Genomic DNA, 22,285 nt, shown 5'->3' with positions numbered 1-22,285 from the left:
AATGGCGGTAGAAACAAGCGGACCGGATCTCTTAAGCGTTGTGGTCCTGCTTGGTGCGGGCGTCATAGCCGTCCCCCTGTTCAAGCGCCTCGGCCTTGGCTCGATCCTCGGCTATCTGGCGGCGGGTGTCCTCATTGGCCCGTTTGGCCTGAAATTCTTTTCCGACCCCGAAACGATTCTGCATGTGGCAGAGCTCGGCGTTGTCATGTTTCTCTTCATCATTGGCCTTGAAATGCAACCGTCGCGCCTATGGGGGCTACGCAAGGATATTTTTGGCCTTGGCGCTCTGCAGGTAGGATTCTGCGCGCTGCTGCTAACCGGGGTCGGCATTGCAACAGGCTTTCCGGTGGCCCAGTCCTTCGTCGCCGGCGCTGGCTTCGTTCTCACATCAACCGCCATCGTCATGCAGCTGCTTGAAGAGCGGGCAGAGACCGCGACCCCGCAGGGCCAGCGCATGGTATCTATTCTTCTGCTTGAAGACCTTGCCATCGTTCCCCTGCTTGCTCTTGTTGTCTTCCTCGCACCCATGGGCGCCTCGGCGCCCGAAGGGATCCGCTGGATGGCGATAGGCATCGGGATCGGCAGCATCGCGGGTCTCATCCTCGCCGGCAAATACCTGCTCAATCCGCTGTTCGGATTCCTCGCCCAATCGCGTGCCCGCGAGGTCATGACGGCTGCAGCACTCCTTGTCGTCCTCGGATCGGCGCTGCTGATGCAGGTCAGCGGGCTTTCCATGGCCATGGGCGCATTCCTGGCGGGCGTACTGCTCTCCGAATCGACTTTCCGCCACCAGCTCGAAGCGGATATCGAGCCTTTCCGCGGCATCCTGCTCGGACTGTTCTTCCTTGCCGTTGGCATGTCGCTTGACCTTGGCGTGGTCGCCGCAAACTGGAAGACCGTCATCTTCTACGTCATAGCCTTCAAGCTGGTGAAAGGTACGGGAATTTATCTTGTCGCCAGGGTATTGAAATCGACGAACCGTGAAGCGATCGAACGCGCCGTCATCATGGCCCAGGGCGGTGAGTTCGCTTTCGTGCTCTACGCGGCGGCAACCGCGGTCGGCATTCTCGACGGCCAGGCAAACGCAATTCTCACCGCCGTCATCATTTTCTCAATGTTCCTGACACCCCTGCTGCTCGTTGCGTTGCGCTACCTGATGCCGGTAGAAAAGCAGGACCTCGAGGGGGTCGAGGTGGCGGAAGGTCTTTCGGGAAGCGTTCTGATCATCGGCTTTGGCCGCTTTGGCCAGATCGCGAGCCAGCCTCTGCTGTTGCGCGGCGTCGATATTTCCATCATCGACAATGACATTGAAATGATCCAGGCGGCGGCAAAATTCGGTTTCAAGGTCTACTATGGCGATGGCACCAGGCTCGACATTCTGCATGCGGCAGGCGCGGGCCGCGCGCAGGCTGTGCTGGTCTGCGTGGACAAGGCCGAAACCATTCTTTCGATCGCAGGCCTCATCAAGTCCGAATTTCCTCTCGTGCAGATCTATGCCCGGGCCTATGATCGCGGCACGACGATTGAACTCATCAAGATCGGCGTGGAGTACCAGATGCGCGAAACGTTCGAATCCGCTGTCATCTTCGGCCAGAACACGTTGATTGGACTTGGCGTCGAGCCGGCGGAAGCCGCGGAGATTGTCGTGGACGTACGCCGCCGCGATGCCGAACGTCTCGATTTGCAGTTGGCGGGCGGCATTTGGGCTGGCACCGATTTGATGAAGGGCAACGCGCCGGTACCAGGACCACTGATCAAGCCGCGCAGTACCGGGCGCGCGCTAAACGAGGAAACCGCAAGTGTCCTGCCTGCAGCGCAGGGCGCGGATGCAGGGGGAGCGTAACCGATGGATGACAGCGACACGCCTATTATTGCCGGAATCGTCGACTTCTGGCGGGAGGCAGGACCCCAGAAATGGTTCACCAAGGATGAGGCGTTCGACCAAACCTGTCGCCAACGCTTCACCGAAGATCATTTGGCTGCCGCGCGCCGCGAATATGAAAACTGGCTTGAAACACCTTATGGTGCCTTGGCGCTGTTGATCCTGCTCGACCAGCTGCCGCGCAATTTCTTCCGCGACACTGGCCATATGTATGCGACCGACACCCTCGCCCGCCTCTATGCGGGCCGTGCATTGGAACAGGGCCACGACCTGTCCGTCGATCCGCAGCTCCGCGCCTTCTTTTACATGCCCTTCATGCATTCGGAAAATGTCGATGACCAGCGGCGTTCGGTGGAGCTGTGCCGGGAAGGCGCCCCGGCAAATCTGGAATATGCCAACCAGCACTACGACATCATTCGCCGTTTCGGCCGCTTCCCGCATCGCAATGCGATTCTCGGCCGCCAGACCACCGAAGAGGAGCAGGCGTTCCTTGATGGCGGGGGCTTTTCGGGATAGCCATGGCGCCCAGGCATCGCCCCGTCATTTCAGTCCTGGTCTGAACAATCCTCGTCGAGTGACCCGGTGTCGGAACAAGTTTCGCCTGTTCGAAGGCAAAATCTCAGCGGCCTCTTGAACGGCAGCCACCGGACTGCCATTATAGCCCCATCTGGCACCTTTCAAATCTCACAATGACAGCCAGTCAAACAGGGACTGACCGCGCATCAATGCCGGACGAACAATCTGAAGAGCCTCCTAGTCCGGACTTGCGAAGCATGCTGACCCTGCATATGCGGCGTCAGCAACCAATCCCTCCTATTTCACGTTTTTCTTCTTTGCCTGCGCCGCGGGTGGATTTGGGCTGCTTTTTTCAAGCCAATCCTGCCGCGATGCCGCGCTGACTAATCAATAAAAGGACCTGACTTCCCCATGGACTGGACACTGGACTGGATTGCCGACCCCAATGCTTGGATTGGTCTTGCCACGCTTGTCGTGCTCGAGATCGTGCTTGGCATCGACAATCTCGTTTTCATTGCGATCCTCGCCGACAAACTGCCGCCCCACCAGCGCAACCGTGCGCGGCTTGTCGGTCTGTCGCTGGCCCTGGTCATGCGGCTCCTGCTGCTTGCTTCCATTTCGTGGGTCGTCCAGCTGACGAAGCCACTCTTCAGCGTCGCAGGATTTGGCTTCGCCGGCCGCGATATCATCCTGATCCTCGGCGGTATCTTCCTGCTCTTCAAGGGCACCATGGAACTGCATGAGAGGCTGGAAGGTCACATGTCGGCCAAGGAAACCAACGTGGCACACGCGGTCTTCTGGCAGGTCATCGCGCAAATCGTCGTCCTCGATGCGGTCTTCTCGCTCGATAGTGTCATCACAGCCGTTGGCATGGTGAAATATCTCGAAGTCATGATGATAGCCGTGGTGATTGCCGTCGGCGTGATGATGCTGGCTTCGAAGCCGTTGATGACCTTCGTCAACAAGCATCCGACCGTTGTGATCCTGTGCCTTGGCTTCCTGATGATGATCGGCTTCAGCCTGATCGTCGAAGGCTTTGGATTCCACATTCCCAAGGGCTACCTCTACGCCGCCATCGGCTTTTCGGTGCTTGTCGAGGCGGCCAATCAGGTCGGCCGGCACAATCGCGAGAAGCGTATCACCACGATGGACCTGCGCGATCGTACTGCCGGTGCAGTGCTGCGGCTTCTGGGAGGCGGGCGCAGCGACGCACCGCATTCCGATACACTCGATGTCATCGCTGAACACAGCGCTGCAGGCGATGTCTTCCATCCCGAGGAGAAGGAAATGATTCGCGGTGTCCTCGATCTGGTCGAGCGCCCGGTTCGTTCGATCATGTCACCGCGCAATGAGGTGGAATGGCTGGATCTCGACGAGACCAATGACGAACTGCTTGCGGAAATCCGCACGCTCAATCACAGCCGCGTCGTGCTTGCGCGCGGACGCGTCGATGAATTCGTCGGCGTGGCGCTGACCAAGGATCTGCTGTTCGCCATTCTCGATGGCGGCAAGATCGATTGGGAGAAGGTGACACGCCAGCCGCTCATTCTCCATGAGAACGCCAATGTCCTGCGTGTGATGGAACAGCTTCGCGGTACCACGGTCCAGATGGGCATCGTCCTCGACGAGCACGGTTCATTTGAAGGTGTGGTAACCCCGACGGATGTTCTTGAGGCGATTGCCGGCGACTTTCCCGAGGAGGGTGAGGAAAGCCCCATTCTTGAACGCGCGGAGGACGGCAGCATGGTTGTCGATGCCTATATCGACATTCGTCGCCTCGGCGGTTTGATCGAGCGCGATCTCGTCGATGATGCCGACCGTTACACGACGCTCGCCGGCTATATCCTCTGGAACCTTGGCCATATCCCTGCAGTGGGAGAAAAGCTGACGGTCGACGACCTCGAATTTGAGATCGTCGAGATGGATGGCCGTAACATCGGCAAAGTACGCATTTCGCCGACGCAGACGGCAGCGTTCATCTAGCGCCAGTGATCCGGTGATCAGTTGCCGAGAATGGCCGTTTTGAATGTATCGATGTTGTGATGCATCATGTCGATATAGGTGCCGGCGCCATCTTCCGGCCTCGACAGTGCATCCGAGTAGAGGGTGCCTCCAATCTTCAAACCCGTCTCGCTGGCGATCTGCTCGATCAGGCGCGGATTGGTGATGCTTTCGATGAAGATAGCGGAAGCCTTGTCGTCCTTGATCTGCTTGATCAAGGCGACGATATCGGCAGCCGATGCCTCGGCGTCGGTGGAGATACCCTCCGGTGCTAGAAATTTCAGACCATATTCATGCTGGAAATAACCGAAGGCGTCGTGCGACGTAATCACCAGACGCTTTGATTCCGGGATTGAGGCGATGGCTGCCCTGACATCGGATTCCGTGGCGTCGAGCTTTGCAGTATAGGCCGAGGCGTTTGACTTGTAGGCGTCGCAGTTGGCCGCGTCGGCTGCGCAGAACGCACCTACGATATTCTGGACGTAGATCTTGGCGTTGCTGATCGACTGAAAGGCATGGGGGTCGTAGGCGCCATGCTCGTCATGCTCGGTGCTGCCAGCGGCACCGTGGTCATGTTCTTCCTCGGCACTCTTGATTGGCTCAACGCCCTTGCTCAACTCGATGATGGGCGCCTTGGTCGCGCTTGCTTCGACGAGACGCGGCAGAAACCCTTCAAAATGAAGTCCATTGACAAGAACCACGTCCGCCGCCGCCACCGCAGCGGCATCCGCCGGCTTCGGTTCGTAGACATGGGCATCGCCATCGGGACCGACGAGCGTCGTGATGGATACCTTGGCGCCGCCAACGTTTCTGGCAAGATCCGAAATGACCGTGAAGCTGGAAACTACCTTAAGGCCATCCGCCCCAGCGGCAGCATATCCTGCGCCAAGTAATAATATAACGTTCAAAGCGGTAGCAAGTGTCAGAGCCTTGATCATTGAGCCGTTCCTTTCGATTTCAGGCAGTTCTGTGACGGTGCGGGCGCAGGCGCGTGTGGATCACGCCGCGCGAGCCGAGGATGATGGAGCAAAGATAGATCGCGCCAGCTGACAGGATGATGGCTGGCCCCGATGGCACGGAAAAATGGTAGGAGATGAGCAGACCTGCGGCGCAGGACAAGCAGCCGATAATGATGGCCAATGCGCACATGGGACCCACGCGCACGGTCCAAAAGCGTGCGGCCGCGGCCGGCAGCATCATGAGCCCGACCGCGAGCAATGTTCCCAGCGCCTGGAAACCGCCAACGAGATTGATGACCACGAGCGCCAGGAAAATGAAATGGACGGGCGTTCCAATGCGGCTGACGGAGCGCAGGAACAGTGGATCGAGACATTCCGCAACAAGCCCGCGCCAGAAAATAGTCAGTGTCACCAGGCTGACAACGGAGATGATTCCGATAAGGCCAAGCGCCTCGTTGTTCAGGGCAAGAACAGTCCCGAAAAGCACATGCATCAGATCGATATTCGAGCCGCGCAGGGAAACGATCAGGACCCCCAGCGCCAGCGAGATGAGGTAGAAGGCCGCCATCGAGGCATCTTCCTTCTGGATGGTGAATCGCGACACAGCGCCTGCCCCGAGCGCAACGACGACGCCTGCGATCAATCCACCGATGGTCATCGGCACGATCTGGAGGCCGTACAGCAGAAACCCTACAGCTGCACCGGGCAGGATTGCATGCGCCATCGCATCGCCAGTCAGGCTCATGCGCCGCAGCATCAGGAAAACGCCGACCGGACAGGAGCCGAGGGCAAGTGCCAATGAACCGAGGAGCGCGCGCTGCATGAAGCTGTAGTCTACGAATGGGGCGATCAGGAAATCATACATGATCAGGCAGCGCCCTTGTTCGAGCCATGGTCGGGGCTACCGTGATGATGATGGTGCCCATGCGCATGATCATGGTGATCACCGTGCGGCGAATGCACCGCATCATCCTCGCACCAGGGCGCTCCCTCCTCCCACGCCTCATGGAACTGGCGCGCATGCAACAGATTCTCTGGCCGCAAGGTCTCGCGCGATTCACCCCAGGCAATCGGTTTGCGCGCCAGAAGCAGCGTTTCGGGGAAGTGTTCCCGCACCAGATGGAGATCATGCACGACAACCATGATTGTCCGCTTTTCGCCGTGCCAGCGCTTGATCAACTCGATCAGGTCGCCGACGGTCTTGGCGTCGATCGCATTGAAGGGCTCGTCAAGCAGGATCAGATCCGCATCCTGCACCAGGACCCGGGCGAACAGAGCACGCTGCAACTGTCCGCCAGAAAGTGTATCGATTGGACGCTTTTCAAAGCCGCCAAGCCCGACACTCATCAGCGCCCTGGCAACCCGATCACGATCGTCCGATGTGAAGCGGCCAAGCAGGCCGCGCTTGGGCCAGAGGCCGAGCGAAACCAGATCGATCACACGTGCTGGAAACGACCGGTCCAGTTCGGATTGCTGGGGCAGATAGGCGATGCGAACGCCTTTTTCGACCGTGCACGATCCTGACATCGGCTTCAAGACCCCCACGATACCCTTCATGAGCGTCGACTTGCCCGAACCGTTGGAGCCCACGACCGCCGTCAGCGATCCGCGCGCGATACTCCCGCTCAAATGATGAATGGCCGGGTGGCGATGATAGCCCAGGGTGAGATCGTCAAAGGTAAGGCACGGTTCAGTCATCAATCTATCCGCATCCGGAATGCAGCCGCTGCCGGCTGTCAAAGCTTGCCATTTCGATATGTGATGTTATTACATTAGTCAACAATGGCGAGTTTGGGATCGGCCAAAAATATTGTATCCACTGGCGGAAAAGACAAAAACTTCCTATCTCTTGTCGAACACCAAGGAGCGCCCATGACAACCACCCAGGAGCTGACCAAGAACCAATCGCTTGTGTTCAATGCGTTGGCTCGGGCCGACGGGCCGCTCAGCGCCTATACGATCCTCGACCAGTTGCGTGGTGACGGCTTCCGTGCGCCGCTTCAGGTCTATCGTGCTCTCGACAAGCTGCTCGATTACGGAATGATCCACCGGCTCGAAAGCATCAATGCTTTCGTTGCCTGCTCGCATCCGCATGAGCATCATCACAGCCACGGCATGATCGCATTTGCCATTTGCGACACGTGCGGCCAGGTCACGGAGTTCTCGGACGAGATCATCACTGGCCGTGTGCGCGACTGGACCAACAGCAACGGCTTCAAGCAATCCAAGACGACCATCGAAATCCGCGGCGTCTGCGGCAATTGCGCCAGCGCCTGAACCCTCAGCGCTGATACGCCTTCAGGAACACGTCGACACCCGCGGTCACGGTTTTGCGGACGAGTTCCTTTGATGGGGGCTGCGGTAGGCAACCAAACAACCGCTTCTTGAACATGCCTGAAAGGAATAGGTCCGCCAGCTGATAACTGGCGAGCTCCGTGTCTTCGATATCAAGCCTTCCTGCCGCCACGTGCCTGTCAAGGAGCGCCCGCATGAGCGCGTGGCCACGCTTCGGGCCGCGTTCGTAGAAATCGCGGCTCATCGAAGGCATGCGCTCGGCGACGCCGATCACCACGCGTTGCGCGCGAACGACAACGTCCGACGTCAACACAGTTGCCAGGGCGATTCCGAACTCGATCAACGCCGCGCGCAGGTCTCCTTCGGTTTCCAGCGCCTGGTAGATATCTGCAAACAGGATGTCGCGGTAGTGGATGCACAGCTCCAGGAAAAGCTCTTCCTTGCTGTCGAAATAAACATAGATGGTGCCTTTTGAGACCCCCGCCTCACGCGTGATGTCGTTCATGCTCGCGGCATCAAAGCCCATCTGCGAAAACACACGATTGGCGCCCTCGAGTATCTGCTGCCGCTTGACCGGATCCTGGCCAGCGGCCAACCGGCTCGGGCGCTCAGCCTCCGCGAAATCCTCATCGGCCCGTGCCGTGGATGACATGACGGATGGTTTCACAGACGACATGTTGGCGTTGCTTCCTCTTTTCGATTCTTTTTCGAACCAATCGGTTCGATGCACTTGATATGCGCCTTCGTTTGCGCTATGTCAACGATCGAACCGATTGGTTTAATCACTTTTGCGAGTGACGTTTCTTGGAAAGAGCCATCCCATGCCCGTGTCGAAAGCAACCAATGAAGCTGAGATCCGTCAGTTTCCAGCCCCGGCTCCTGCTTCAAAGTCTGAAGCACCAGCAAAGACCGAAGCGCCGCAACCCGACGTTACGACGATCCTTGCACAGCCAAAGCGTTCCGTAAGGCGCTTCGTGCTGCCCGTCGTGATCATTGCAGCGATCGGAGCAGGTGCCTGGTACGGCCACGAATGGTGGACGACCGGGCGCTTCATGGTTTCCACGGACGACGCCTACATTCAGGGCGACATCACGGCGATTGCTCCCAAGGTCACCGGCTATATTGATACGATCAACGTCGTTGCAAACCAGCGCGTCAAGGCGGGCGACCCGCTGATCACCCTCGACAAGGGCGACTATACGATTGCTGAAAACCAGGCCGAAGCGCAGATCGCCACCCAGAGATTGTCGCTCGAACGCATAGAGGCCCAGACCGAAGCGGCCAAGGCATCGCTGCAGCAGGCGCAGGCGGGCAAGCTCGCCGCGCAGGCTGTGCTGACCAATGCCCAGGCAGCATCGGTTCGCGCCAACCAGTTGCACGCCACGCAGTTTGCGTCCCAGTCGCAGCTCGATGATGCAACCGCAGCCCTCGACCAGGCCAAGGCCAACATCGCATCGGCCGACGCGCAAATTGCAACGGCCGTGGCCAATGTCGGCGTGCTTGAAGCACAGTACAAGGAAGCCGAGAGCTCCATTGCATCGCTGCAGCTTGCCAAGGACAAGGCGGCCCGCGACCTTGGCTTTACCGTTATCCGTGCGCCGGTCGATGGTGTGATCGGCAACCTGGCGGCCAAGACTGGCGACCTGGTGAGCCCGGGACAGCGTCTCGCGGCCCTCGTTCCGGTAAACGCGCTCTATATCGACGCAAACTACAAGGAAACGCAGCTGCGCGAGATCGCCGTGGGTCAGAAGGTCCACATTGAGGTCGACGCCATGTCAGGTGACACGTTTGAAGGCACTGTCGCTTCGGTCGCCCCGGCATCCGGAGCCGTGTTCTCGTTGCTCCCGCCTGAAAATGCTACCGGCAACTTCACAAAGGTTGTCCAGCGCGTTCCGGTTCGCATCGCACTGCCCGCCGACGCTCTGGCGAGCGGCAAGCTGCAGGCTGGCCTCAGCGTCGTTGTCGACATCGATACGCGCACGACACCAGCCAAGTAGAACCAAACCCGGACAGGCCGAAGATCATGTCGAAAGCCACTACTATCGGAGGAGCGGCCATACCTGCCGTTCCGGACGAGCATATCGATCCGAAGAAGGCCATCGCCTTCCTCGCGATGGTCTTCGGCATGTTCATGGCCATCCTCGATATCCAGATCGTCTCGGCATCGCTTGCCGAGATCCAGGCTGGCCTGAGCGCAAGTTCCGATGAGATTTCCTGGGTTCAGACCTCCTATCTGATCGCAGAGGTCATCATGATCCCGCTCTCCGGCTTTCTGGGGCGGCTCCTGTCGACACGCATCCTGTTCTCGGTCTCCGCGGCGGGATTCACGGCCGCCAGCATCCTGTGCGCCACGGCAACGAGCATCGACCAGATGATCGTCTACCGCGCCATCCAGGGCTTTATCGGCGGCGGCATGATCCCGAGCGTCTTTGCGGCCGCCTTCACGATCTTCCCGCCCTCCAAGCGCACTATTGTTTCCCCGATGATCGGCCTGGTGGCAACGCTCGCTCCGACCATCGGACCGACGGTCGGCGGCTATCTGAGCAACGCCTTCTCCTGGCACTGGCTGTTTCTCGTCAATGTCATCCCCGGCATTGCAGTGGCGATTGCTGCATGGAACCTGATCGACTTCGACAAGGGCGATCGCTCGCTGCTCAACAAGTTCGACTGGTGGGGTCTTGCCGCCATGGCGGCCTTCCTCGGCTCGCTCGAATATGTGCTGGAGGAAGGCCCGCGCAATGATTGGCTGCAGGACAATGCGGTTTATTACTGCAGCATCGTCATGGTTATCGGCTGCGTCACGTTTTTCTACCGTGCCTTCACCGCGGAACAGCCCATCGTCGACCTCTACGCATTCAAGAACCTGAACTTTGCGTTCGGCTCGGCATTCTCCTTCGTCCTTGGCATTGGCCTATATGGCCTGACCTATATCTACCCGGTCTATCTGGGGCAGATCAGGGGTTATGATGCACTGATGATCGGCGAAGCCCTGTTTGTCAGCGGGCTTTGCATGTTCCTCACGGCCCCCGTAGCCGGCTTCCTGTCTGGCCGCATGGACCCGCGGATCATGATCATGATCGGTTTTCTCGGTTTTGCCGCCGGTACTTTGACCATGACAAACCTGACTGCCGACTGGGACTTCCATGAGCTTCTGATCCCGCAGATATTCCGCGGCGTCTCGCTCATGCTGTGCATGGTGCCGATCAACAACCTTGCGCTTGGCACCTTGCCGCCGGCTCGCCTGAAGAATGCATCGGGGCTGTTCAACCTCATGCGGAATCTTGGCGGTGCCGTCGGACTGGCTGTGATCAATCAGATATTGACCGATCGCGGTGCCATTCACTATGCGCGGCTTTCAGAAAGCGTTCACTGGGGCAATCCGGAAGCCGAGGACATGATGGCCACGATGACGAAGAACTTCGCATCGCACGGCCTCGACGGGCCAACGACCGCGCTCAGCAAGCTCTCCGGCATGGTGCACCAACAGGCGTCGCTCCTCTCGTTCATGGATGTGTTCTACATCCTGACCCTGCTCTTCGCCTCGCTTGCTGTCTTCGCGATTCTCATGCGCAAGCCTGGAGCAGCGCCATCGGGAGGCGGCGGCGGCCACTGACGCCGACGCAGATCGCGATCTAGATCGAAGAGATTAGCCCCATAACCATTATCCGTTGCGCGATCACCAGAGCTTGCCTGGCGGGCTGCGAACACGTTGGTTGAACAACGATCAATCAGCGCATTTGTCTGTAATTGCCCGAGATTTTGCAACCCGCAGATTACATTGAAAAATCGCATCCAGGTTGAATTGCTAAGCCACGTAAAAAGTGGTTCACTCCCGCTACTGCTCAGGAAAACGACGTTCACAACCGTGTCATCGGTCTGTCATCCAACTGACATGAGACACCTATATCGGGTTGCTGGACGTCGAAACAGAGCCAAAGACGTATCGCTCAAAAAGGGGTTTCAAAATGGTAGATTACTCAAAACGCTTGCTTGCGCTGTCGACTGCACTGCTGTTCACAAGCACGACCATCGCATTGGCTGACGCGCCGGCCGAGCTGGTCGAAGCAGCGAAGAAGGAAGGCTCGCTCACAACCATCGCCTTGCCGCATGACTGGTGCGGATACGGAGACATCATCGCTGGTTTCAAGGCAAAGTACGGCCTCGAAGTCAACGAATTGAACCCGGATGCCGGTTCGAAGGACGAAGTTGAAGCGATCAAGGCAAATAAGGACAACAAGGGCCCGCAGGCACCGGATGTCATCGATGTTGGCTTCGCTTTCGGCCCTGACGCCAAGAAAGGCGGCCTGACAATGCCGTACAAGGTTTCGACCTGGGATTCGATTCCGGAGAACGTCAAGGACGCAGAAGGCCATTGGTACGGTGACTATTATGGCGTCATGGCGTTTGAGGTGAATACCGATATCGTCAAGAACATTCCGAAGGATTGGGCGGACCTGCTCAAGCCAGAATATGCCAACAGCGTTGCGCTGGCCGGCGATCCGCGCGCGTCCAACCAGGCGATCCTGGCCGTTCAGGCTGCTGGCTCAGCAACCGGTGCCAAGGCAGGTGCCGAATCCGGTGAAGCTGGCCTGAAGTTCTTCAGCGACCTGAACAAGGCCGGCAATTTTGTTCCGGTCATCGGCAAGTCCGGCACGCTCGCACAGGGTGCAACGCCGATCATCATCACCTGGGATTACAATGCGCTTGCCGGTCGCGACACGCTCAAGGGCAATCCGCCGGTTGAAGTCGTCGTTCCCGAATCGGGCGTCCTTGCTGGTGTCTATGTCCAGGCAATCAGCGCCTATGCACCGCATCCGAATGCCGCCAAGCTCTGGATGGAATACCTTTATTCTGATGAAGGTCAGATCGGCTATCTGAAGGGCTATTGCCATCCTGCGCGCTTCCAGGACCTGGTAAAGAACAACAAGGTACCGAAGGAACTCCTCGACAAGCTTCCGCCGGCTGATGCCTATGAGGATGCATTCTTCCCGACACTTGATGAACAGGCCGCCGCCAAGGAAGCCATCACCAAGGGTTGGGACAAGGTCGTTGGCGCCAACGTCCAGTAAGTCCTGACGGACATATCCCCGCGGATCGCTCCGCGGGGATATGCTTGCGTCAGCACTTGGCCCATATGTCATAGGGCACGACGAAATGAAGAAAATCCGTGTCGGTCTTGTTCGCTTCGCATATTGTGAGGCAACGGCTATATTGTACCCACGAAAGCGGTGTCGACACTCATGAGTGCCATTACAGAGCCAAGCACGTCATCCCCAGTTCCCCTGGCTGAGCGCAAACGCCTTTCGCTCGACTGGCTCGGCGTGATGCCCTTCTTGATATTCACCATCATGTTCCTGGTTTTGCCGACGATCTATCTCGTCGCCGGTGCCTTTCAGGATGCCGAGGGCAATCTGACCCTCACCAACATGATCAATCTGTTCCAGCCATCGATCCGTGACGCTTACTGGATATCCATCAAGATCTCGCTGGCTTCGGCACTGTTGGGCGCGGCAATTGGATTTTGCATTGCTGCAGCCGTCACCCTGGGTGGTCTACCCGGCTGGATCCGTTCTCCGCTCATGACCTTTTCCGGTGTCGCATCGAACTTTGCCGGCGTTCCGCTGGCCTATGCCTTCCTGTTCACCCTGGGGCGCACCGGCCTCGTGACCTATCTGCTCACCAATATTTTCGGTTTCAATCTCTATGCCCACGGCTTCAATCTGCTGAGCTTCTGGGGCCTGACCGTGACTTACCTTTACTTCCAGATTCCCTTGATGATTCTCATCATCACGCCGGCGCTTGACGGCTTGAAGCGCGAGTGGAAGGAAGCAGCGCTCATTCTTGGCGCGACTGGCCCGCAATATTGGCGCATGGTCGCCTTTCCAATCCTTTGGCCGGCATTGCTCGGCACCATACTCCTGCTGTTCGCCAATTCCTTCGGAGCGATCGCCACGGCCTATGCCTTAACGGGCTCCTCGCTCAGCATCGTCCCGATCGTTCTCTACGCACAGATACGCGGAGACGTGCTCCAGGATCCACAGCTTGGCTATGCGCTCGCCTTCGGAATGATCATCATTACCGGCGTTTCAAACGGCATATATATCTGGATGCGCGCCCGCAGCGAACGGTGGCTCAAATGAAGACGAATCGCATCTGGTCCTGGCTCGCCCTCGCCTTTGGCATCGTCTATTTCGTGCTGCCGCTCCTCGGCTTGCTGGAGTTCTCGCTGCGCATGCGGCGCGGCGTCTATTCGCTCGATGCCTATTGGGTCGTGCTCAGCGATCCCGGATTTCAGGCGACGTTCGCCTATTCCGTCGTGATGGCGATCGCCACCATCATTGTCGGGGTCGTTCTGGTTGTTCCGACAGCCTATTGGGTTCGGTTGCGGCTGCCCGGCTGGCGGCCGTTCATCGAGTTCATCACGCTGCTACCGCTTGTCATTCCGGCGATCGTCATCGTGTTTGGCTATATCCGTCTCTACAACACGTCCTCGATCCTGCCGCTGACAGGGTCCGCCATGGGTACGAACATCCTGCTATGCCTCGGTTATACGACGCTGGCGCTACCCTATATGTACCGCGCCGTTGACACAGGCCTCGGCGCCATCGACATACGCACCATGACCGAAGCGGCAGAAAGCCTCGGGGCAAGCCGCATCACCATCATGTCGCGCATCATACTGCCCAATGTGCTCGTTGCGGTCTTGTCCGGCGCTTTCCTCACCTTCGCCATTGTGATCGGTGAGTTCACCATGGCGGCGCTCTTGAACCGCCCGGCGTTTGGTCCGTTCCTGCAGCTGATGGGTGCGAACCGCGCCTATGAGCCGGCGGCGCTGTCCGTTATTGCATTCGCAATCACCTGGGTCTGCATGGGCCTGATCCAGGTTGTTACCCGCTTCAACAAATCACTCGCTGCGACCAAGCGATAGACCGGAATCAAGCCAATGTCATTTCTCAGCATCAGCCATTTGAAAAAGAGCTTCGGAGCCACAACCGTCGTTCATGATTTCAATCTGGACATCGAGAAAGGCGAATTCGTCTCCTTTCTCGGACCGAGCGGTTGCGGCAAGACGACAGTCTTGCGCATGGTTGCTGGCTTCGAAACACCGAGCTCGGGGCAGATCAGCATTGGCGGCAAGGACGTTGTCAATCTCAAGCCGAACCAGCGCAATATCGGCATGGTGTTCCAGGCCTATGCCTTGTTCCCAAATATGACGGTCGCGCAGAATGTCGCCTTCGGGCTCAAGGTCGCCAAGCGGCCGCAAGCCGAAATCGACGCGACGGTCCATGAGATGCTGTCGCTGATCAAGCTTGACCATCTCGCCGAGCGCTTTCCCTACCAGTTGTCGGGCGGTCAGCAGCAGCGGGTGGCGCTCGCCCGTGCGCTTGCGACCAAGCCGCAGGTGCTCCTGCTGGACGAACCGTTGTCGGCACTTGATGCCAAGATCCGCGTTTCGCTGCGCGAGGAAATTCGCGCGATCCAGCGCAAGCTTGGCATCACCACGATTTTCGTTACCCACGACCAGGAAGAAGCGCTGTCGATCTCCGACCGCATCGTCGTCATGTATGAAGGCCGGGCCGAACAGGTTGGCGCGCCATTCGAGATCTACAATCAGCCCGCCTCCCGGTTTGTGGCCTCTTTTGTTGGGACGCTCAACACGCTCGATGCGACGGTCCGCGATGCCGGTGCCGGCGTGATCACCGTGGACGGCAAGGACTTTACCATTGGGCCGCGGCTTAACGGCCACAAGACCGGAGACAGGATCGCCCTTGCCGTGCGCCCCGAAGCCGTCAGCCTCGGCGAAGCCACCGACAAGCGCGAAACCACGCTCGACGGCAAGATCAACAGCGTGCATTTCCTGGGGTCGGTCATCCGCATCCGTGCATCGCTTGGCGAGAACACCGTGTCCTTCGACACGTTCAACAATCCAAGCGCACCGCCGCCCGAGCCTGGCGAAAACGTCAAGGTCAGCCTCTGCGCAAAGGACCTGCTCGTATTGGGGCATTAAGCCAAAACTGTACTCATTTCGGAAAGTATGTTATTAGCTAAGTAACCTTAGCTAATAGAGGCTGCTATGCTCACCATCAACATGCATGATGCCAAGACCCGACTGTCGAGTTTGGTCGAAGGCCTGGAGACCGGTCGCGAGAACGAGATTATCTTGGCACGCAATGGAAAGCCCGTTGCGAAACTGGTGCCCTATACGGTCCCGAAACGTTTAGGAGCAGCAAAGCATATCCTTGAAGGCCTGAATCTCCCCAAGACTGTGGAGGAGTTCAATGCAGGCGATGCTGACATCGCCAAGGATTTCGAAGCAAGTGAAAGTCTTTTACCGTGAGGCTGTTGCTGGACACCCATATTGCACTTTGGATGGTAGAAGGTTCGGACAATCTATCTGCGAAGGTCGTCGAAATTGCAGAAAGTGCCGAAAATATCCTGTTTGTGAGTGTCGCGGCCATTTGGGAAATTACGATAAAACATGCCAAGGGAAATCTGCGACTGCATCCACGCGAGGCCCGCTCCGCCTTTCATCTTGCTGGATTGGTCGAATTGCCTGTTACAGGCGATCATGCTGAAGCTGTGGCATCGCTCCCTCAATTTGCCGATCACGCCGATCCGTTTGACCGCATCATGATTGGCCAGGCACTATATGAGGCCATGCCCTTGATAACTGCCGACGCCAAGCTTTGGCGTTACCATCCCACGCTTGTGGTTCCAGCGTAGAAGCGCCGTCTCCGGCGCTTCTTTTATCTGACGTCAAGTGTATGCTTTCGGCTACCCCGCAATCGCCTCATCCAGCAACTTCAGTGCCGCCTTCTTCGTCAACTTGACCGGATTACCGCCAGCCGTAGGATCGACGATGGCCATGTCAGCGATCAGCTCTTTCTGCTTCCTGGTCATGTCGAGGTCCTTGATAAGACCCGGCAGCGTGTGCGGCACCTTCAGCTCCTTGCGGAGCTTGATCACTGCTTTCGCGAACCCGTCGAAGCCACCCTTGATGCCGATATAGCTGGCAAGACGCGCAATGCGCTCGTCGACCGCATCGCGATTGAACGCCAGCACATAGGGCATGAATACTGCGTTGGTCATGCCGTGGTGGGTATCATAAAGCGCACCGATCGGATGCGACAGCGAATGGATTGCTCCGAGACCCTTCTGGAAGGCCGCAGCACCCATGGCAGCAGCGCTCATCATATGGGCCCTCGCCGTCAGATCCTTGCCATTGGCATAGGCTTTCGGCAGGTTCTCGAACACCAGCCGTATTCCTTCCACCGCAATACCATCGGCCATCGGGTGATAGCCCGGAGCACAATAGGCTTCCAGACAATGCGCCAGGGCGTCCATGCCTGTACCGGCAGTGATGAACGCCGGCATGCCGACCGAAAGCTCCGGATCGGCGATGACAACAGCCGGTAACAGCTTCGGATGGAAGATCACCTTCTTGGTATGCGTTTCCTCATTGGTGATAACCCCGGCACGCCCGACTTCGGAGCCCGTTCCGGCTGTCGTCGGCACGGCGATGATCGGTGCGATCGTATCGCTGTTGGCGCGTGTCCACCAATCGCCTACATCCTCGAAATCCCAGACCGGACGGGTTTGGCCCGCCTGGAAGGCAATCAGCTTGCCTAGGTCGAGCGCCGAGCCGCCGCCGAATGCGATGACGCCATCATGTTTGCCCTTTTTGAATACGGCAATGCCAGCGGTCAGGTTGGAGTCGACCGGATTGGGCTTCACATCCGAGAATACGCCATAGGGAACCTTGGCCTCATCAAGGATCTTCAGGGTCGATGCGACGACAGGCAGCTTGGCAAGCCCGGGATCGGTGACGAACAGTGGTTTCTTGATGCCCGTTGTTTCCAGAACCTCCGGCAGTTCCTTGATGCGTCCGGCGCCAAAGCGAACCGTGGTCGGGTAGTTCCATTTGGAAATCAGTTTGCTCATGTCAGGTCTCTTTTGAAGCTCTAGAAAGGGTTGAAACGTCTGCTGTGCGTGGTTCGACAAGCCAAGATGGTCGCTAGATCTCTTGGCGCAGATGAAAAGACTTCGGTCTCGTCAGATTGCCGTAGCCGATCGCAGACATGGCGGCGCCCTTTCCCGTTTCCTTGACCCCGGTCCAGACAAGTGCGGGGTCGATGTAATCGCATCTGTTCATGAACACTGTGCCGGTCTCGATCCGGTCGCCGATTTCTGCGGCGTGATCGGTATCCGTCGTCCATAGCGACGCTGTCAGGCCATATTGGCTGTCATTCATCAGCGCCACAGCCTCCTCGTCATTGCGCACCTTCATGATGCCGACGATTGGACCAAAGCTTTCCTCGCGCATGACGCTCATCTGGTGATCGACACCCGTCAGCACTTCCGGCGCCAGGTATGGCGACCCCGCCCTGTCATTGGCGACACTCATGTTCACATGAGCTTTGGCGCCCTTGCGCAGGGCTTCCGCCTTCTGCTCGCGAACGAGATCGGCAAAGCGTGTCTGTGCCATCGGCCCCATCGTCGTTGAGGCATCGAGCGGATTGCCGACGACATATTGCTTGGTGAGGTCGATAAAGCCGTCGACGAACCGGTCATAAACGTTCTCGTGCACATAGATGCGCTCGATGCCGCAGCAGCATTGGCCGGAGTTGAAGAAAGCGCCATCGACAAGGTTGGCCACCGCATGGTCGAGATTGACGTCCGGGAGCACATAGGCCGGATCCTTGCCGCCAAGTTCGAGTCCGAGCGTCATGAACGTTCCCGCCGCGGCCTTTTCGATAGCGCGGCCGCCCCCGACGGAACCGGTAAAGTTCACATGGTCGATGCGCCCGGAACCGAGCAACTTCTCCGTTTGAGCGTGATTGAGCACGATGTTCTGAAACACGCCCTTAGGCAGGCCAGCCTTCTCGAACGCCTGGGCGAACCGTTCACCGACAAGCAGCGTCTGCGCCGCATGCTTGAGGATTACGCTGTTGCCCGCCATCAGCGCCGGAATGATTGTGTTGACCGCCGTAAGATAGGGATAGTTCCACGGGGCAATGACCATCACGACACCAAGTGGCACGTGTTTGATATACCTTCGGAAGCCGGACTTGTCATTTTCGACGACGGGAGCGAGTGCCGTCTCGGCGATCTTGACCATGTAGCGCGTGCGCTCTTCCACGCCGCCCTTTTCGCCGCCATAGCGTACCGGACGGCCCATCTGCCAGGCGATTTCGGGCACAATCTCGTCATTCGTGGCAAGCAGTGCGTCCAGCGCCGCCAAACAAAGACGGCCCCGTTCCGCAATGCTCGTCTGCGCCCAATCCGGCTGCGCCTGCCTGGCCGTCTCAACAGCGGCGTCAATGGCCTTGTCGGTTGCGACCGGCCGCTCCGCATAAACGGAACCGTCGATCGGGGTAATCAGTTTGACCGTCTCGGTCATGGCAAAAACCTCTTGTCTTCATTTTATGGACCGCTCCCCACAAGGGTGAGAATAAGGTCGTTGCACCTGTCACCACCGCAAATCGCCAAGCTGTGAAAGTGCTCAAGCTTGGCTCCTGCATCCTCCCCTTGTGGGGAGGAAAGCTGCGCAGCAGCAGGGAGGGGTATGTCACATTTTCCAAGTCTTCAATACCGTTCGAAGCCGCGATGCAACTCCCAGTCGGTCACGCGGCGGTCATATTCGAACTGTTCCCATCGCGCCGTATGCACATAGTGCTCGATCACATCCTCACCGAGCGCCTCCTTGAGCATTTTCGAGCGCGCCAGTGTCTCGGTGGCGTCGCGCAACGTCTTTGGAATCTCCCTCAGCCGCGTGCCGCCATAGGCATCGCCCTGAAATGGCGCACCCAGCTCCAGTTTCTCGTCGATGCCGGCCAGTCCCGAAGCAATCAGACCCGCAAAGGCGAGATAGGGATTGAGGTCGGCGCCGCCGATGCGGCACTCGATACGGATGGCTTTGGTGCCTTCGCCGCAGAGGCGGAAGCCGGCGGTGCGATTGTCGAGGCTCCACACATTCTTCGTCGGGGCAAATGTTCCCGCCTGGAAGCGCTTGTATGAATTGATGAAGGGCGCGAGGAAATAGGTGAAGTCATCGGCATATTTCAGCTGCCCTGCCACCCACTGGCGCATCAGGGGCGACATCGTATGTTCCGCCTTCTTGTCGTAGAACAGCGGCGTCTTGCCATCCGCGCTCCACAGGGAGTTGTGGACATGGCTGGAACTCCCCGCCAGCGCGTAATCATACTTCGCCATGAATGTGATCGCCTTGCCCATCTGGGTGGCAATTTCCTTGCAGCCATTCTTCATGATCACATGGCGGTCCGCCATTTCCAGCGCTTCTGCATAGCGCACATTGATTTCTTCCTGGCCGGGCCCCCACTCACCCTTCGAATTCTCGACCGGAATGCCGGCATCGAACAGCCCGTTGCGGATGGCGCGCATGACGGCGTCTTCCTTGGTCGTCATCTGGATCACATAATCCTGGATGTAGGGCGACGCCGTGTTCATGCCCTTCCAGTGCTTGGCACGGGCGCTCTCATAGGTCTCGTCGAAGAGGTAAAATTCGAGCTCCGAGGCAAAATAGGCGAGATAGCCACGCTCTTTCAGCCGGGCCAGCTGCCGCTTCAGGATGCTGCGCGGCGAATGGGCCAGATCCTCATGGTGGTGATGATCGAGCACGTCGCACAACACCAGCGCGCATTTTTCCAACCACGGAATATGGCGGATCGTGGAAAGGTCGGGTTTGATGATGAAATCACCATAGCCCTGCTTCCAGCTCGCCGCCTTGTAACCGGGCACAGGTTCCATGTCGATATCGTTGGCAAGCAGGTAGTTGCAGCCGTGCGTTTCGTCATGCGCGGACTCGACGAAATGGGAAGCGTGGAAGCGCTTGCCGATCAGCCGGCCCTGCATGTCCACGAAACAGGCGAGAACGGTATCAATCTCGCCATTGTTCACACGGCGCTTTAGATCGTCGAAACTCCAGTGTCCGGGCATATTCTTTCCTTTGAAAGGTCAATTCGGTCAAAATAAAAGGGGCGACCGGTGCCGTACCGGTCGCCCCCGCTGCTTAAATCAGGCCCGTTCGCCGACCGCCTGCTCTGCTGCCTTGATGGCGGCCTGGCGTGCGGCAATGATTTCACCAAGTGGTGGTCCCTGGAACCGGCGCTTCTCGAACGCAAACCAGATCACGGCAGTCAGGATGAAGAACCCGACCGTGATGTACAATGCCCAGTCATTGGGCGGCTGGATACCGATGATGAAGATCAGGATCATCGAAAGGATGGAGAGGATCGCAAACAGCGTGAAGATGCCGCGACCCATGTTCCATGGTCCCATCTTGTCCCATTTCGGCGTTCCCCAGGCCATGAGGCCGAGCACAATCGGTACCGTGAACGACAGGAACAGGAAGATGACCGTGCAGGATACGACGATCGTGTAGGCGGAGGTGCCCGCGACGGAGACAACCGACGAACCCCAGACGAACAGCACCGAAAGGGCTGCGCCTGTCCAGATCGCGGCCACCGGGGTGCGGTAGGTCGGGCTGACCTTCGAAAGCGCTCCGGATGCAGGCAGTCCACCATCGCGCGAGAAGGCAAAGATCATGCGCGAGGCGGATGTCACTGTGGCGAGGCCGCAGAGCAGCTGCGCCACGAAGACGACAAGGTAGACGAATTCCTTCAGACCCGAGGCCACCCGCTGGTCGAAAGCCCAGAAGAAGACATTCCAGCCCTGTGCTGCGGCTTCGTCCATGTTCGGAATCATCAGCACGAATGCGGCAAGGAACAGGTAACCGAAGATGGCCGACCAGACGACCGACATGACCATGGCGCGCGGTACGGAACTCGCGGCCTTCAGCGTTTCCTCGGAAGTATGTGCCGAAGCGTCATAGCCGGTGATCGTGTAGATCGGCAGCAACAACCCGAGTGCAAACACCCACCAGTTCGATACGGCTGGCCAGACATTACCGCCCGCCTCGCCGGAATAGTTGTGGAAGGTAAAGAGCCGGCTGAAATCCCAGGTCTCCGCTGCGAACAGGCAGACAACCGCAATCAGAATCGAGCCGAAGAAGATCAGGTAGCCGGAAAAATCCGTGAGTTTGGCTGTCAGCTTGATGCCAAGATGGTTGATGAGCGCCTGGCCGCCCGTAATGATGATAAGGAAGATCGTCTGTGTCGTCAGCGTGTTTTCGATGCCGAGCGTCGGGCCGAAAGCGCCTATAAAGAAAGTCCAGGTGCCGACATTGATAGCGCCAAGGACCGTGATGAGGCCAAGCAGGTTAAGCCATGCCGTCACCCAGCCGGTGCCGCGATTGCCGAGGATCGAACCCCAGTGATACAGCCCGCCGGCTGTTGGATAGGCGGAACTGATCTGCGACATGGCAACGGCGAACGTCAGCGAGACGAAACAGCCGACGAGCCAGCCGATGCCAACGGCCGCGCCGCCCGCGCCGGATGTCGCCTGTGCCAGCGAGTTGATACCGCCGGACAGGATGCAAATGATCGAGAAGGAGACGGCGAAGTTTGAAAAGCGGCTGAGGCGCCGCTCCAATTCCTGGGCGTAGCCCATGCTGTGGAGGACTTTGATGTCCTCCGATTTGTCTCTGTCAGTGTAGTCTTGCTGTGTCATCACGTTCCCCTATTATTCTGGTAAGTTGCAACGTCAGATCTCG

Annotated in this window: 20 protein-coding genes; 12 read left to right on the top strand and 8 right to left on the bottom strand. The window is 58.2% G+C overall.

Annotated features, from left to right (window positions below):
* The first annotated feature begins 1 nt into the window (after position 1).
* The 3 genes from K9U38_RS14110 to K9U38_RS14100 all read left to right on the top strand — a co-directional run bounded on the left by K9U38_RS14110 (position 2) and on the right by K9U38_RS14100 (position 4,381).
* The gene (locus K9U38_RS14110; protein ID WP_224494973.1) at positions 2-1,843 is read left to right on the top strand and encodes a monovalent cation:proton antiporter-2 (CPA2) family protein; all 1,842 of its coding nucleotides are present in this window, start codon (positions 2-4) and stop codon (positions 1,841-1,843) included.
* Between the two features lie 3 nt (positions 1,844-1,846).
* The gene (locus K9U38_RS14105) at positions 1,847-2,398 is read left to right on the top strand and encodes a DUF924 family protein (protein WP_224494972.1); all 552 of its coding nucleotides are present in this window, start codon (positions 1,847-1,849) and stop codon (positions 2,396-2,398) included.
* Positions 2,399-2,809: 411 nt separating this feature from the next.
* Positions 2,810-4,381 (top strand): TerC family protein, encoded by a 1,572-nt coding sequence (locus tag K9U38_RS14100; RefSeq protein WP_224494971.1) that lies wholly within the window; start codon positions 2,810-2,812, stop codon positions 4,379-4,381.
* A 17-nt stretch (positions 4,382-4,398) separates the two neighbouring features.
* Here the strand turns inward: K9U38_RS14100 and K9U38_RS14095 are convergent, their stop codons facing one another.
* The 3 genes from K9U38_RS14095 to aztA are packed head-to-tail and all read right to left on the bottom strand — an operon-like array spanning position 4,399 to position 7,056.
* Positions 4,399-5,337: a metal ABC transporter solute-binding protein, Zn/Mn family gene (locus K9U38_RS14095; protein WP_224494970.1), complete on the bottom strand. Its 939-nt coding sequence runs from the start codon at positions 5,335-5,337 to the stop codon at positions 4,399-4,401.
* Positions 5,338-5,356: 19 nt separating this feature from the next.
* Positions 5,357-6,223, bottom strand: a complete 867-nt coding sequence (gene aztB / locus K9U38_RS14090) for a zinc ABC transporter permease AztB (protein ID WP_224494969.1) — start codon at positions 6,221-6,223, stop codon at positions 5,357-5,359.
* 2 nt (positions 6,224-6,225) lie between these two features.
* Positions 6,226-7,056 (bottom strand): zinc ABC transporter ATP-binding protein AztA, encoded by an 831-nt coding sequence (gene aztA, locus K9U38_RS14085; protein ID WP_224494968.1) that lies wholly within the window; start codon positions 7,054-7,056, stop codon positions 6,226-6,228.
* A 174-nt stretch (positions 7,057-7,230) separates the two neighbouring features.
* On the opposite strand from aztA, the gene K9U38_RS14080 reads away from it, so the two are divergent.
* Positions 7,231-7,635 (top strand): Fur family transcriptional regulator, encoded by a 405-nt coding sequence (locus tag K9U38_RS14080; RefSeq protein WP_224494967.1) that lies wholly within the window; start codon positions 7,231-7,233, stop codon positions 7,633-7,635.
* Between the two features lie 4 nt (positions 7,636-7,639).
* Here the strand turns inward: K9U38_RS14080 and K9U38_RS14075 are convergent, their stop codons facing one another.
* Positions 7,640-8,329, bottom strand: a complete 690-nt coding sequence (locus K9U38_RS14075; protein ID WP_224494966.1) for a TetR/AcrR family transcriptional regulator — start codon at positions 8,327-8,329, stop codon at positions 7,640-7,642.
* A 145-nt stretch (positions 8,330-8,474) separates the two neighbouring features.
* Between K9U38_RS14075 and K9U38_RS14070 the strand changes: the two genes are divergently transcribed.
* The 8 genes from K9U38_RS14070 to K9U38_RS14035 all read left to right on the top strand — a co-directional run bounded on the left by K9U38_RS14070 (position 8,475) and on the right by K9U38_RS14035 (position 16,377).
* Positions 8,475-9,650, top strand: a complete 1,176-nt coding sequence (locus K9U38_RS14070) for an HlyD family secretion protein (RefSeq protein WP_224494965.1) — start codon at positions 8,475-8,477, stop codon at positions 9,648-9,650.
* A gap of 26 nt (positions 9,651-9,676) precedes the next feature.
* Positions 9,677-11,266, top strand: coding sequence for a DHA2 family efflux MFS transporter permease subunit (locus K9U38_RS14065; protein ID WP_224494964.1), 1,590 nt, complete (start codon positions 9,677-9,679; stop codon positions 11,264-11,266).
* Between the two features lie 352 nt (positions 11,267-11,618).
* Positions 11,619-12,722 (top strand): ABC transporter substrate-binding protein, encoded by a 1,104-nt coding sequence (locus K9U38_RS14060; RefSeq protein ID WP_224494963.1) that lies wholly within the window; start codon positions 11,619-11,621, stop codon positions 12,720-12,722.
* Between the two features lie 171 nt (positions 12,723-12,893).
* Positions 12,894-13,793 carry an ABC transporter permease gene (locus K9U38_RS14055; protein ID WP_224494962.1) on the top strand — a complete coding sequence of 300 codons (900 nt, stop codon included), beginning with the start codon at positions 12,894-12,896 and terminating at the stop codon, positions 13,791-13,793.
* Positions 13,790-14,581: an ABC transporter permease gene (locus K9U38_RS14050; RefSeq protein ID WP_224494961.1), complete on the top strand. Its 792-nt coding sequence runs from the start codon at positions 13,790-13,792 to the stop codon at positions 14,579-14,581. Before K9U38_RS14055 ends, K9U38_RS14050 begins: the two co-directional genes overlap by 4 nt.
* Before the next feature lie 15 nt (positions 14,582-14,596).
* On the top strand, positions 14,597-15,661 hold the full coding sequence (locus K9U38_RS14045) for an ABC transporter ATP-binding protein (RefSeq protein ID WP_224494960.1): 1,065 nt from the start codon (positions 14,597-14,599) through the stop codon (positions 15,659-15,661).
* Between the two features lie 66 nt (positions 15,662-15,727).
* On the top strand, positions 15,728-15,991 hold the full coding sequence (locus tag K9U38_RS14040) for a type II toxin-antitoxin system Phd/YefM family antitoxin (RefSeq protein ID WP_224494959.1): 264 nt from the start codon (positions 15,728-15,730) through the stop codon (positions 15,989-15,991).
* Positions 15,988-16,377 (top strand): type II toxin-antitoxin system VapC family toxin, encoded by a 390-nt coding sequence (locus K9U38_RS14035; protein WP_224494958.1) that lies wholly within the window; start codon positions 15,988-15,990, stop codon positions 16,375-16,377. The genes K9U38_RS14040 and K9U38_RS14035 overlap by 4 nt, the downstream gene beginning before the upstream one ends.
* Positions 16,378-16,428: 51 nt before the next feature.
* Here K9U38_RS14035 and K9U38_RS14030 read toward each other — a convergent pair whose 3' ends face one another.
* The 4 genes from K9U38_RS14030 to K9U38_RS14015 all read right to left on the bottom strand — a co-directional run bounded on the left by K9U38_RS14030 (position 16,429) and on the right by K9U38_RS14015 (position 22,242).
* On the bottom strand, positions 16,429-17,595 hold the full coding sequence (locus tag K9U38_RS14030) for an iron-containing alcohol dehydrogenase (protein ID WP_224494957.1): 1,167 nt from the start codon (positions 17,593-17,595) through the stop codon (positions 16,429-16,431).
* A gap of 73 nt (positions 17,596-17,668) precedes the next feature.
* Positions 17,669-19,054 (bottom strand): aldehyde dehydrogenase family protein, encoded by a 1,386-nt coding sequence (locus K9U38_RS14025; protein WP_224494956.1) that lies wholly within the window; start codon positions 19,052-19,054, stop codon positions 17,669-17,671.
* 185 nt (positions 19,055-19,239) lie between these two features.
* Positions 19,240-20,610: a glutamine synthetase family protein gene (locus K9U38_RS14020; protein WP_224494955.1), complete on the bottom strand. Its 1,371-nt coding sequence runs from the start codon at positions 20,608-20,610 to the stop codon at positions 19,240-19,242.
* A gap of 78 nt (positions 20,611-20,688) precedes the next feature.
* Positions 20,689-22,242 (bottom strand): amino acid permease, encoded by a 1,554-nt coding sequence (locus K9U38_RS14015; protein ID WP_224494954.1) that lies wholly within the window; start codon positions 22,240-22,242, stop codon positions 20,689-20,691.
* Positions 22,243-22,285: the final 43 nt, after the last annotated feature.

The sequence above is a fragment of the Phyllobacterium lublinensis genome (assembly GCF_020164435.1).
In the GTDB taxonomy this organism is placed as follows: domain Bacteria; phylum Pseudomonadota; class Alphaproteobacteria; order Rhizobiales; family Rhizobiaceae; genus Phyllobacterium; species Phyllobacterium lublinensis.
This window is presented reverse-complemented; position numbering and strand designations above follow the sequence as displayed.